This is a genomic window from Microthrixaceae bacterium (assembly GCA_023957975.1).
Lineage (GTDB): Bacteria > Actinomycetota > Acidimicrobiia > Acidimicrobiales > Microtrichaceae > JAMLGM01.
On sequence record JAMLGM010000002.1, the window covers coordinates 293,179 to 305,725 of the forward strand.

General features: G+C 65.5%; 16 protein-coding genes and 1 tRNA gene. 9 read left to right on the forward strand and 8 right to left on the reverse strand.

All coding sequences use genetic code 11. The features are described from left to right. The first annotated feature begins 34 nt into the window (after positions 1-34). From M9952_04005 to M9952_04030, 6 genes are all read left to right on the forward strand, one after another. The gene (locus M9952_04005) at positions 35-1,219 is read left to right on the forward strand and encodes a hypothetical protein (protein ID MCO5312086.1); all 1,185 of its coding nucleotides are present in this window, start codon (positions 35-37) and stop codon (positions 1,217-1,219) included. Further along, positions 1,216-1,521 (forward strand): hypothetical protein, encoded by a 306-nt coding sequence (locus M9952_04010; protein MCO5312087.1) that lies wholly within the window; start codon positions 1,216-1,218, stop codon positions 1,519-1,521. The genes M9952_04005 and M9952_04010 overlap by 4 nt, the downstream gene beginning before the upstream one ends. Further along, positions 1,484-2,440, forward strand: a complete 957-nt coding sequence (locus tag M9952_04015) for an N-acetylmuramoyl-L-alanine amidase (GenBank protein ID MCO5312088.1) — start codon at positions 1,484-1,486, stop codon at positions 2,438-2,440. The genes M9952_04010 and M9952_04015 overlap by 38 nt, the downstream gene beginning before the upstream one ends. Before the next feature lie 505 nt (positions 2,441-2,945). Further along, positions 2,946-4,076 carry an NERD domain-containing protein gene (locus M9952_04020; GenBank protein MCO5312089.1) on the forward strand — a complete coding sequence of 377 codons (1,131 nt, stop codon included), beginning with the start codon at positions 2,946-2,948 and terminating at the stop codon, positions 4,074-4,076. A gap of 499 nt (positions 4,077-4,575) precedes the next feature. Next, positions 4,576-4,953: a hypothetical protein gene (locus M9952_04025; GenBank protein ID MCO5312090.1), complete on the forward strand. Its 378-nt coding sequence runs from the start codon at positions 4,576-4,578 to the stop codon at positions 4,951-4,953. Between the two features lie 69 nt (positions 4,954-5,022). Then, positions 5,023-5,379, forward strand: coding sequence for a hypothetical protein (locus M9952_04030; protein MCO5312091.1), 357 nt, complete (start codon positions 5,023-5,025; stop codon positions 5,377-5,379). 116 nt (positions 5,380-5,495) lie between these two features. Here the strand turns inward: M9952_04030 and M9952_04035 are convergent, their stop codons facing one another. The 7 genes from M9952_04035 to M9952_04065 all read right to left on the reverse strand — a co-directional run bounded on the left by M9952_04035 (position 5,496) and on the right by M9952_04065 (position 9,090). Next, positions 5,496-5,648, reverse strand: coding sequence for a hypothetical protein (locus tag M9952_04035; protein ID MCO5312092.1), 153 nt, complete (start codon positions 5,646-5,648; stop codon positions 5,496-5,498). 49 nt (positions 5,649-5,697) lie between these two features. Further along, on the reverse strand, positions 5,698-5,874 hold the full coding sequence (locus M9952_04040; protein ID MCO5312093.1) for a hypothetical protein: 177 nt from the start codon (positions 5,872-5,874) through the stop codon (positions 5,698-5,700). Positions 5,875-5,910: 36 nt separating this feature from the next. Continuing rightward, a complete protein-coding gene (locus M9952_04045) occupies positions 5,911-6,327 on the reverse strand; it encodes a hypothetical protein (protein ID MCO5312094.1) in 417 nt (138 codons plus the stop codon). Positions 6,328-6,342: 15 nt separating this feature from the next. Next, entirely contained in the window at positions 6,343-6,537 is a 195-nt protein-coding gene (locus M9952_04050; protein MCO5312095.1) for a hypothetical protein, read from the reverse strand. Positions 6,538-6,929: 392 nt separating this feature from the next. Then, positions 6,930-7,688, reverse strand: coding sequence for a class I SAM-dependent methyltransferase (locus M9952_04055; protein ID MCO5312096.1), 759 nt, complete (start codon positions 7,686-7,688; stop codon positions 6,930-6,932). Positions 7,689-7,727: 39 nt separating this feature from the next. Beyond that, a complete protein-coding gene (locus M9952_04060) occupies positions 7,728-8,879 on the reverse strand; it encodes a site-specific integrase (GenBank protein ID MCO5312097.1) in 1,152 nt (383 codons plus the stop codon). 137 nt (positions 8,880-9,016) lie between these two features. Next, positions 9,017-9,090 (reverse strand) — tRNA-Thr (locus M9952_04065). A 106-nt stretch (positions 9,091-9,196) separates the two neighbouring features. On the opposite strand from M9952_04065, the gene M9952_04070 reads away from it, so the two are divergent. Next, positions 9,197-10,003 (forward strand): metallophosphoesterase, encoded by an 807-nt coding sequence (locus M9952_04070; GenBank protein ID MCO5312098.1) that lies wholly within the window; start codon positions 9,197-9,199, stop codon positions 10,001-10,003. A 97-nt stretch (positions 10,004-10,100) separates the two neighbouring features. Next, positions 10,101-11,660: a diguanylate cyclase gene (locus tag M9952_04075; protein ID MCO5312099.1), complete on the forward strand. Its 1,560-nt coding sequence runs from the start codon at positions 10,101-10,103 to the stop codon at positions 11,658-11,660. Here M9952_04075 and M9952_04080 read toward each other — a convergent pair. Next, entirely contained in the window at positions 11,646-12,011 is a 366-nt protein-coding gene (locus M9952_04080; GenBank protein MCO5312100.1) for a hypothetical protein, read from the reverse strand. The genes M9952_04075 and M9952_04080 overlap by 15 nt on opposite strands. Positions 12,012-12,112: 101 nt before the next feature. On the opposite strand from M9952_04080, the gene M9952_04085 reads away from it, so the two are divergent. Beyond that, positions 12,113-12,547 (forward strand): hypothetical protein, encoded by a 435-nt coding sequence (locus M9952_04085; GenBank protein ID MCO5312101.1) that lies wholly within the window; start codon positions 12,113-12,115, stop codon positions 12,545-12,547.

Genomic DNA, 12,547 nt, shown 5'->3' on the forward strand with positions numbered 1-12,547 from the left:
GGCAGTTCCGAACGCGCCGCTCGAGATACCCGGGATGCCCGGCGTGCCGGTTGAGGACGCCACGGTCGACACGCAGAACGCGCGACTCGACGATGGTGTGAACCGGTGCCCGCGCTGCGGCTCGACCGACATCCAGCTGCGGGCGTCGGCCGGCATGCTCATGTGTCTGTTCTGTCGACATGAGTGGGCCGAGGCGCGCCTAGACGAGTCGGTTGCGACCGGCGATATCGGCTCGTTGCGCGGCACCGTCGTGGGGTCTGGCGCCGCGGACATCGACGCCGCCGCGGACACGACGATCACGTTGAAGTGCGGTGGTTGCGGCGCGGAGGTGGTGATCAACACCGACGTCGAGATGGGCGCGCGGTGTCACTGGTGCCGCCACGTGCTCACCATCAACGAGCAGGTACCCAACGGCGCGGTGCCCGACGCGGTGTTGCCGTTCACGATCACCCACGACAAGGCGGTTGCGATCATCGCCGAGTTCGCAGGGAAACGCCGGACCTTTGCGGACCGGACCTTCGTGCGGGAGTTCACCCCCGAAAACGTGGTCGGGGTGTACATGCCCTACATGGTGGTCGACGCCAACATGAGCGCGGACGTCGCCGGGTTCGGCGAGGTGGAAACCCGCCGGTACACCCGTGGTTCGGGAGACAACAAAGAGACGTATTACGACGCGGACGTGTATGCGGTGGAGCGCCACGTCGACCTCATCGTCGACGACCTCACGATCGAGGCGTCCTCGGAGCGGTCCAACATGAACACCTCGCTGAACACCAACAACATCATCAATACGATTCTGCCGTTCGACACCGAGAACGCCGTGAAGTGGAACGCGAACTATCTGAACGGGTTCACCTCGGAAAAGCGCGACCGCGACGTCGTTCACGTCACCCCGGACCTCGAAAACCAGCTGTTGTCGATTGCCCGGTCCCAGGTGGAGGGCAGTGTTGAGCGTTATGACCGTGGGGTGCGTTGGGAACGCGAACGCCTCGAGGTCCACGGCACCCGGTGGCTCGCCATGTGTCTGCCGGTGTGGCTCTATTCCTATTACCACGAGAAGAACGGCAAGGGCATGGTTCACTACATCGCGGTGAACGGACGTACGGGCGAGGTGATGGGCAGTGTGCCGGTGTCAAAGCCGCGGTTGTTGGCCGCAGCGCTGACCGTCGGCACCGTGCTGGAGTCCCTGGTCATCGGGTTCCTGGTGGCGACCTCGTGACGGCGCACTTCGCCACGCTGTTGGCAACTCACCTGGCCGGGTTCCTCGCCGAATCCGATGACAGCAACCCGGGTTGGCTGTTGCTACTCGGACCGGCCGGTGGTGCAGGCCTGTACTTCACCTTGTGGCGGTACTACCGAAACACCGACAAGTCACACAGCTTCGAACGCGAAACCCGGGTGGATGCCCAACCGATCACCGGCAGCGATCGCAAGGTCAACGAGGTCAAGGGAACCAAGAAGTCGAGCATCGACGGTGACAACCATGCTTCACACCGGCAACGGGTTCAGCGGGTTTCGTGACGGTGCGAGCGTTGGCGGTGACCCGTTGAAGCGCACGGTCCTGGTTCTGGCGGCGGTCGCGGTGCTGAGTGCGTGTGGGTCCAACGCTTCGACCGAGGCCGAGACTGCGACGACGACCTCGAGTCCCACTACGACGACGACGGTGGCGACCTCCACCACGACGACCGTGGCGACCTCCACCACGACCACGACGACGGTTCTGGCTACGAGCACCACGGCAGCCGCAACCACCGCGGTGCCGGCGACGTCGACGTCCAGCGCGGCGGGTTCGTTGGCGGGGCGGGTGATCGTGGTTGATCCCGGCCACAACGGCGCGAACGGGTCGCACAGTTCCGAGATCAATCGGCAGGTGGACGCGGGAGGGTTCAAGAAGGCGTGCAACACGACGGGCACGTCCGCGGCGGGGTATGCCGAGCATCAGTTCAACTGGGAGGTTGCCACCCGTGTCGCGGCTCTGTTGCGGTCGCGTGGGGCGACGGTGATCCTGACGCGTCCCGACAACAACGGCTGGGGTCCGTGCGTGGACGAACGTGGCCGGACGGCGTCCACCAACGGTGCCGACGCCATGGTGTCGATTCATGCGGATGGCTCCTCCGCCTCGAATCACGGGTTCCACATCATCCACCCCGCGGTGGTGGCGAACCATACCGAGGCGATCGTCGAGCCCTCCCAACGGCTTGCAGGGTTGTTGCGTGACGAGTTGGTGGCGAGCGGCTTGAGCCCGTCGAACTACATCGGGCGCCAGGGGCTCAACCAGCGTGGCGACCTCGGGACGCTGAACCTCGCGGGTGTCCCTGTGGTGATGCTCGAGTCGGGCAACATGCACAACTCCGGCGACCTCGCCATGCTTCGTTCGGCAGAGGGGCAGGACCGGATCGCCGAATCGATCGTGCGCGCCTTCGAGGGGTACTTCGCCTGAACCGCAGTTCGACAGCCACGGTGCCTCGCTGAATTCGGTGGTGCCAGCGGAGCCCGAACTCGGATTCGAACCGAGGACCTGCTGTTTACCAGCCGTACGCCACCGTAGATTTGCAGACACCCCGAGCCGCTGGCTGTGACGTCCAGAGCAGGGTCGACGAGGGCCGTCGCGAGTTCGTGGGCGAGGGCGGCACCGTCGATATCTTGGGTAACGGCCAACACGACCAGGTCCACCAGGTCCTTTTCCCGGCTCGACCGCTTGCCGTCGTAGAGCTGCATCGCGGCGCACACCTTGTCGGCGATCTGTTCGACTGCCGGGTACAGCCGGTAGTCGAACCGAACCAAACGCGGCAGGTCGCGGTCTTCGTCGTACTGCCGCACCACGGCGGTTGCGCATGGGGCGTTCTTCACCGGCCACACGCGGCGGCGTCGCGAATGCCTGATCACCAGATGTGCCGGCTAGTTGGCTCGTCAGTGTTCTTCTAACGTGCCCATAGGGAGGGCTCATGGAACACGGAGAACCAGGTCACGCGGCTCGCAAGAAGGCCGAGGATGCGGCACGCGCCGCTGAGCACCTGGAACGCAAGGCGACGAACGCTCGAAAAGTCTCGAAAGATTGGGCCGCGGGTGCTGCGGGCGAGGAAGCGGTTGCCCAGGCGATCTCCCCGCTGAGCGCCGAGGGCTGGTTCATGTTGCACGACCGGGTGATGCCAGCCGGCGGCAACATCGACCACATCGTTGTCGGCCCCGGGTCGGTCATCGTGCTGGACGCCAAGGCGTGGAACGGCGAACTCTCGGTTCGCAACGGCCGGCTCTACAACGGCACCTGGAACCAGGACAGGGCTCTCGCGAAGTTGGCCGCCCAGCGCGAGGCGGTGAGCGCAGCGCTGGGGAGCGACGGCCCCGTCGACATGGCGCTGGTCATCACCACCCAGCCAGCGTTCGGTCCTCAAGCGGTAGGCGAGGCCGTGGTGCTGGGAGTCGGGCACCTCCTCGAAGCGGTGCAGTCCAGCCGTACGAGCTACTCCTCCGCACAGGTCGACTCGATGGTCTCGATCCTGCTCGACGCGTTCCCGGCAGCGGGAACCGTGCCGCCGGCAGCGACTGGGCTGCAGCAGGTGGACGGGGTTGAGGTAGGTGAATTGTTCGATCGAGCCAATCGATTCTTTTTCCTCAACCAGTGGAAACGCTACGGGAAGCACCGCATCTACCTGCGAGACGAGGATGGAGAGCAGTACGGATTCAAGAATGTGCTCGACGGGACCCTCCACCTGGATCACCCGAACGACGAGATGGTCGAGGTAGTGCTGCGTTCTGCTACCCAGACCGGGCTCAAGCTCGCCCAGCGCGATGTCCCCAAGCTGAGGATCCCTGTCGTGGGAGGACGTCTGTTGGGACTTTTCGGCCGCCTGTACTGCTCGGCGATCGTCGGTTTCCGCTGGCAGTCCAAGGGTAAGGACCTCCTGTACGGAACCTTGATCAACCCGACCGACGGCATCCTGGATCTCGGCTATGTCGACTTGGCTACCGGCTGGATAAAGCCGGCTTCACAGGGCCCGCTGACTCGGGACCGAGGTCCTGCAGAGCGCTACCTCGCCCTCCTTCGCGACCGTAACCCGTTCAACGCCACACCCTGAACGGTGTCGACGTCGCACGGGACGCTCTCAGAGGGACGAAGGCGCCAGGCTGTGGGAAGACAAGGCAGCGCCCTGTCTGAAGGGCCTGAAGGGCTCCGTCGCCGAGGACGCAGTCGTCGAGCCGGACTCTCCCGAAGACGACGAGTCGTCGCCCTGAGCGGCGCTGTCCAGCGCTACCCAGTCGCCCCGAGCCTGTGCACTCGATTCGCAGCACATGGCGGCCCATTACGACACACGTACGGAGATTCGCGGATCCCCGAAACATTCAGGATCGCGACCTAGGCCCGCCGCTTAGGGCAATCCGTGTGGAGCCCGAACTCGGATTCGAACCGAGGACCTGCTGTTTACAAGCCGCGATTCGAATGTCCATCAAGTGCCGCCAGCGTCCGTCCCGTCACGGGTCTCGCACCAACGTCTCACGTACAATACCGCCCTTATCCGGGGGTGTCCGCCACGTTGGTGAGACAAATGGTGAGACGCTGCCCCTACGGTCTCCCTCGTGGATGACTTCCGTCTGGCGCGCCAGCGAATGATGCAGTCGGGCTTCCCCAGCAGCGGCGACAACCTCGTCGGCATGGAGATGGACGTGTTCATCTTGCTCGGTCAACTCGATGCGATCGACGAGGACAGCGTCGAGGCGAGGACACAGCCCCACGCCGAGCGCTTGATAGTGGCGAGCTGTTCGCCGGCAGCGACGGCCACGATCGAGGAGGTCGTGAGCGGTGTCGATGAACTCTGGAACAGTCAGCTCCGGTACGGGTACGACGCCGCCCACATTTGGACCGCCGAGTCGGCGGGCCCACAGCTGGAGTTCATCACCCAGATCGCTGAGGGCGGCTTCTACGTGACCGGAGCGGTGCAGATCAGAGAGCGGTAGGTGCATCAGCGCACTTGGGTGAGCGAGGGGGCGACTCGTGTGCTCGGACGGCGTGCAAGGCTTGGCGTGATGGAACTCGAGCATGTGAGCCTGGTCGACAGCTTCGTTCTCAGCATCGAGTCCGATGAGTCCTATGTCGCCTTCGAGTTGGATGCCGCTCTCGAGACCGCCCACGAGAGGTTCTACGAGCCACCTCGGCCCGGTGAGAACGGGGCATACGCGCATCTCCGTTGGTGCCTACGGGGCGAGGTGTGGTGGAACGAGGGCCCGCATCTCGATCGGCCGGCCATCGGCGCCGATGGTGAACGGGACTTCGGTGGGATCGATGTCTGGTTCAGCGAGGGTGACGTGGACCACCTTGAGGGGGAGTGGGGTGAAGTAGCTGTCCGGGGCGCGGTCCAGACCGTCGAGTACCTGTCGCCGTGAAGCGTCAGCTTGTTCCGCTTGCGGAACAAGCCAGTCTGTGCCACTTCCTGACCACGTCGAATGACCACCGATTCGAGACTGCGCGGCGCGGTCCAGGCCGACGTCGCCGGCCGGCGTCAGAGCGACTCAGCAGTTGCGATGACGCGGTGACGGAAGTCGCCGGGGAGATCGTCGAGGTCGGTGACGACACGATCGCCCAGAGAATCCCGCCTCTCGTCAGGCGAATTGCGTTCGAGCTCTTCGACACCGATGAAGGGCAGATCGCTCACTGGCTCGACGGTACCCGCCCGGCCGTCGGCCCGGCAGGCGGGTCACGCCTCAGCGGCCGTCGTTGAGCTCGGCGAGCACCTCGGCGAATCGCGCTTTCGCACGGGGCATCTCGTTTAGGAGCTGCTTGAATCGCTCGTGGGCGCCGTCGGCCGTCGCCCAGTCGAACTCGGTCAGGAGTGTGTCCTCGACCTTCGCACGGTCGACGGGAATGGAAGGCGAGGCCACGTCGAGATCCTAGACAGAGCGCGAACCGAATGGCCGCTACGTGACGACGTTGACGGTGATCCCGAGATCCCGGGCGATGTCGCGGGTTCGTCGCCCGACGTTGCGTTCGCTGCCGTACCAGAGCGTCCGGCCGTGGTGGAGACTCGCCGTAAGCATCTCGGCGATCAGCAGCCCAGTCCCGCCGTAGGCCGCTGAGATCTCGGCGGCCTGGTCGAGGAGCGGTCGTGGGTCGAGGATCTCGAGGATCTCCGGTGCTGGTCGGCGGAAGGCCGCACGGCCGGGCTCGGAGAGCGCCGCCATGGCTTGGGAGAGCTGGCCGCCGCGGGGTAAGTGGAGGCGTTGCAGGATTCGCCAGTGGACCGAGGTGGTGATGGCGAGGACGTCGTCGGGAAGGTCGCTCGGCGTGTCGCCGACGAGTGAGCGGATCGCGAGGTATTCGTCGACGACGATCAACGGGCTTGAAGACCGCTACTTGTCGTCCGGCGAGGTGCCGCCGAGGAGATCGTCGTCGGCCAGGTCCTGAGCGAGCGCCTCGGCGAACTCATCGGCCAGGTCGCCGGAGGTGAGTCGGCGGAGGATCGCTCGGTCGGCGTCGTCGAGGCGAGGGTCGCCGCTGCGTCGCGCTCGGCGCATGTCCGCAAGGAGTTGCTCGCCTTTCGTCATCGCTCCATTGTGCCCTGCGTCGCGCCCGAAGGCGACGCACGTTGTTGCTCGCTCGATCTCGGCGTGATCACGGTGGTCAGGAGACGGCACAGACTGGCTTGTTGCGCAAGCGCAACGAGCTGGGAGATGGTGGCCGCCTGGCGCCACCACAGCTACATGTTGGTCGCACGGTCGTTCAGCTGTGGTCGCCGTCGACTTGGTCGGAGAACCGACCGCACTTGAGGAACACAACTCGTGAGGCATCCGGCAACGTTCGCCCGGTTGGCGAAAGCCCGGCTCCGGCGTCACGGGTGTGGGTCGAAGATTCGCGGGCACTCGTCCGAAGCTCATCGGATAAGGGTCGAACCCGAGCGCAGCGCGCTCCCGTGGTCGAGGTGTGACCCGGCGTCTGGTCAGCGCTCTGCGACGATCAGCCGCATCCCGACGTCGTAGTCCGCAAGATCGCGAAGCTCGCCGTTGCGTCGATCCCACGCTCCGTCCCGGAGATCTGTCTCGACAGCAGAAACGACACGGTTCACTACCGCTGGTTCCATACGTGCGAATGCGGATGTTGCCCTGCGCGCTCGCCCGTCGAGGACACGTTCAGGGTGAGCCCAGAACGAACCGAGGGTCCAGTCGGGCGTGTCTCGGGAGTTGAGGATCGGTTCGACGCAGACGGAACCACCGAGCCAGCTCGTGAGCACGTCGATTGGCGGAAATGTTGCTCGGTCGAGTGCTGCGGCTTCGGCGAGGTAATCGCGGTACAGCCACATCTGGGCACAAACATCCGGGTCGTAGGTCACGATGACGACCGGGCCACGGGCAACGCGGCGGAGTTCGCAAACGCCGCGCTCTTGTTGATCATCCCAGTGGTGAATCGTCAGGACAGCCATCGCTGCATCAACGCTGAGGTCTCGCAGGGGAAGCGTGGCTGCGGTTCCCCGCAATGCTGGCGCGAGGTCGGCTGATCGTTGATCTGCCATGACGTCGCTGGGCTCAATTGCGATCACATGGCGGTCGCGTGGCTCGTACGAACCTGTCCCCGCGCCGACATTCACGAGCGTCCGGCTGTCGCCGAGGGCGATGTCGATGCGCTCACGCAGTCGAGGGTCCTCGCGACGGGTGGTCGAGTAGCCGTGTCCGATGATGTCATAGCGCGGATCCAGGGTCACGCGCTTGAGGTTACAAGCGCCGCTTACGCGAGCTGATGGTCACCCCTGACCATCGGCCGACCGTCGCCAGATTCGGTCTTCGACTACTTGGGCGGAGCGGGTGTCGGATTCTTGGATCCAGTGGGCATAGATGTTGCCCGTGGTCGACATGTTCAGGTGACCGACTCGACCGGAGACGCTACGCAGCGGGATGCCGGCGTCGAGGAGCTGGGTGACCTGGAGGTGGCGGAGCCCATGGAGGTGTACCCACGTCGGTAGCTCCAATCGGTCGCGCAGCCGGCCAAACGCTCGGGTGGCGTTCGATGGATGCCACGGCGTGAGACCACCGGTTTCGGGGGCGAGGACGTACGCGTCGTCGGCCAGCTCGGTGCCGCAGAGTGCGCACGCTTTGGCGTGGCGGGTCCAGTGCTCGTGCAGCCACTCGACGGCGAACTCCGAGAGCGTGACGGTTCGGTGCTGGTGGTTCTTGGTGTCCTTCTCGTAGACGACGTTCGTCTCGCCGATCGCCGCCTCGATCCGGAGCGTTCTCGCGTCGAAGTCGACGTGCCGCCACCGCAACGCACACAGCTCACCCCGCCGGGCGCCGGTGTCGGCGGCCAGCGCGATCAGCATCGCCAGCGTCGGGTTCGTCCCGGCAGCAGCGTCGAGCATCGTGAGCATCACGTCGACCGGGACCGGTTTCGGGTTTGGCCCTGTTTGACGTCGCGGCCGGGCGTCCCGTCCGACGTTGACCGCCACCCATCCCCACCGCTGCGCCTGGTCAAGGACACGGCACACGAGGATGTGACAGCCACGGACGGTGGAGCGGGAGTACCCGGCCTCTACCAGGGCGCCGTAGAAGCGGTCGAGGTGCTCGGCGGTGAGATGCGACAAGCGTTTCGATCCGAGGGCGGGGAGGACGTGGTTGTTCGCTGCGGTCCGGTAGTTGCGCACGGTGGTCGGCTCGAGCCCTTCGAACTCGGCCTGTTGTAGCCCGGCTTCGACAGCGTCGGCGACGGTGCGGGTCCGGACTGACACGCCGCCCCGGCTGGCCTTTGTAATCAGTTCCGCCAGCGCGAGGTCGGCCTCGCGTGAGGTGCCCTCGAACATGACGGACTTCTGTTGACGGCTGCCGGTCAACGGGTCGCGCCCGGCGTCGACGCGGAGTTCCCATGTGCCGGGCCGTCGGCCTTTTCGTTTGCTGCCTCGCATCCCGCGTCCTCCGTGTCTCACCGATCCGTGAGACGTCGGTGAGATTCCGTGGGACACGGTGACGGGACCGTCTGAACACGAGTCTGACCATGCGGCCAAAACCCCGAGAAATATGGCGATGGTCAGGGGTGACCAGGAGCCCGAACTCGGATTCGAACCGAGGACCTGCTGTTTACAAGACAGCTGCTCTGGCCAGCTGAGCTATTCGGGCTAACGGGTGGCGCCGCGGGTGGGTCGGTGCCGGGGGGAAGTGTATCCGCGCCCGCAGTTCTTCCCGACTCGGAATCGATCGATCGCCACGGCGTACTCTGGGTCCGATGACGCTCGTAGCGCAGATCTCCGACCCGCACATCTGTCGACGTGGCGAACTCCTCTACGGCATCGTCGATTCCGCCACCGCGTTGCGGCGAGCGGTTTCGACGGTCAACGCATTGAACCCCCAGCCCGACCTGGTCATCGTGAGCGGCGACCTGGCAAACGACGGTGCGGCCGAGTCCTATGACCATCTCATCGAGATTCTCGACGAGCTCCATCGACCATGGCTGGCCATCCCGGGCAATCACGACGTGCCGGAGGTCGCCGCGGAGGTGCTCGTCAACCACTGCTTCTCCCAGGATGACGGCGGATGGGGGCCATGTAGCGGTGTGGTCGACCTCGACGGGGTGAGGATCATCGGGCTCAACTCGGTCTGCGAAGGCGAACCCTCAGGTGTGCTCGACCCGCGCGATCTCGAGGCGACCGCCGTCGCGTTGGCCGGGCGCGGTGACCGCATGGCGGTCGTGGTGGTGCATCATCCGCCGGTCGCGCTCGGTCTTGCGGCGATGGACGCCATGAGGCTCGACGATGCCTCGGCAGGGCGCCTCGGCGACCTCGTCGATGACCACGCCGTGGACACGGTGCTCGTCGGTCACGTACACCGTGCCTCGGCGACCGGCTGGCGCGGCTCGCTGTTGCTGAGTTGCCCGAGCCCCGCCTTTTCGATCGCTATGGATCTCGACCCGGCCACTCCGTTGACGGTGTCCGATGAGCCGGCGGCGATTCTTGTACATCGCTTTATCGACGGCGTGCACACGGCTCACGTTCATGCGGTGGGCGAGCGCCTGAGCATCGCGGTCAACTACTGACTCGACGGTGAGGGCCCCTCCACCCGTGGACCGCAGGGGAGATTCGCGGGTGCGGGGAGATCGCTCAGAAAGGCTCGGATTCGGTCGATAAGGAGATGTGAGCACAGCGCAGACTTCTGATGACGAGTTCGAACGGCTGCGAGTCGTTCGGCAGCTCCAGGCGGTGGGCGGCCCGACCGATCCAACGATGGAACGCCTGACACGCCTTGCCGCGGTCGCCCTGGGGGTTCCCGTCGTGATCGTCGAGTTGCTCGACTCGGACCGAACGCTGTGTGTGGCGACCGTCGGAACCTCGGTTCGCGAACTTGAACTCGACCGTTCTCCCTGCGCCGCGTTGGTCCGTTCGGGAGGCGAACAGCTGGTCGTCGAGGCGGCCGAGGCCAGCGTCGCTCAGGGTGCGCAGCGTCCGGGGCTCATCGACGCCGCGTTGTCGATCCGTTCGTTCGCCACTCGCCTGTTGCGAATCGACGGTCGCATCGTCGGGGCGGTCACCGTCGCCGCCCCCGACCCCCGCGACTTCGACACCGACGATCGAATCGCGCTCTGCGATCTCGCCGGGGTTGTCGAGGCGCATTTCGAAACGACGGTGGCGGCTTGGTCTGGCGAACGACAACTCGCCGCAACGACAGGGCCGAACCACGGGCTGAACCCGGCGCTCGATCCGCATCTCGATGTCGTTGCGCCGGGCGAACCCGTTCGCGAACCGGTCGCAGCGGCGGAATCGGTGGTCGCGAGCGCGGTCGAGGCGAGTGCGCTCGAAGCGCTGGTGCGTCGACAGGCCGTGATGACCCAACACAGCGCGGACGTGGTCATCGTCATCGCTCCCGACGGCAAGGTTGCCTCGCAGAGCCCGTCGCTGGGCCGAATGCTCGGGCATCCCGAGCCGTTCACGGCTCCGGGTGGGGCGTTGAGCATCGTGCACGCGCAGGACCGGGAGTTCGCCCGAGCCCAAATCCGCGATGTCGTCGACCGCAACGCGATCGGCGATCCGTTCGTGGTGCGAGTGCTCGCGGGCAACGGCACGATTCGCCGCATGGAATGTGTCGCTGCCAGCTACGCGAACGACCCGGCCGTCGGTGGAACGGTGCTCACGATGCACGACATCACCGATCGCTACCAACTCTCGCAACTGGTGAGCTTTCAGGCGACCCACGACGCGCTCACCGAGTTGCCGAACCGCCACCTGCTGGCGGAACGGGTGACCCCGGCCATCGCACGCTTTCGGCGAACCGGGTCGCAGATCGCGGTGATCAGCTTTGAAATCGTAGGGTTCCAACAGCTCGCCGATCAGCTGGGACGCGATGCGGGCGACCAGCTGTTGCGCTGCTGCGCGAAGGTGCTTCACCGCTCGATTCGCGCGGGTGACTGTGCGTCGCGGCTCGGCGGCGCCGAGTTCGCTGTCCTCCTGGATCCGGTTGCCCACAGCGACGTCGTGGTCGAGGTCGCTGATCGGATTGCCGCGGCCATGTGCGGGCCGCACTCGTTGAGCACCGGGATCTCGACCTGTGAGGTCACGGTGGGAATCGCGACGGGACAGCCCGACGACGACGCCGAACGCATCATTTCCCGAGCCGCGCGGGGTCGCAGCCGGCGATCGACCGCGAAGCCGCTCGTGGAGATCGCCGACGAACCGGCCTCCGGATCAGACGGTCTGTGACTGTCGATTCGAGTGGGTCAGCGAGGCGAGCAACCGCTCCGTCGACGCTTGCGGCCAGATGATCTGGCAGTAGATCGAGCGGTTGACGCTGAGCTCGAGACGTTGGTACCCGGCGAGGGACTCAGAATCCATACCGTCGGTGAGCTCGTCGAGACCGGTGATGTCCTCGAAATCGACGCGTCGGGTCTCGACCGATCCGTTCTGCTGGCGCGCGATGACCAACGCTCCTGTTCCGCCGAGATTGTCCATGACATCGACGAGGGTGAACCTGGCATTGGTCCACTCGGGTTCTCCGTAATAACAGACGAGCCCGTCTCGAGGCCCGCCGGCGGTGTCTGCATTAAATGACATGGGAGACACCCTAATTGTCTCCACTGACAGTGAAGCCAAACCGGAGCGCAACGACCCGGAATGTCGCCATCGCTCGGTCGCGGCTGTGTCAGGCTGCAACCATGTCGTCCGACGCCGCAACCCTCGACCTGACCGACTTCGACGCGATGGGAATCGCCGCCGACATCATCGTCGCGGTCCGCGCCCACGCACTCCAACACGAGGTCAGCACCACCGCAGAAGTGTCCGCTCCGCAGGGCTGGCACCGCGTCGTGGTCAACTGCAGCCCGACTGGTAACGTGAATCTGCGGGTGCGCTTTGTCGATCTGACCACCTCGCGGGCCAACAACGTGACCAAGGCGCTGGTCGCCCGCGACTGGCTGATCGACGAAGACTGCGACGGCGCGAGCACCCGGTTCCTGCCGGGTGCCGAGGCGGCGTCGATCGCCTTCGAGGTTCTGGCGGTGTTGTCGCTGGCGGGGGCCCCTGGCGACCGACGCACGGTCACTGCGATCGACAGCGCGGGAGCGGAGATCGCGCTGGGGCCGACGAACTGA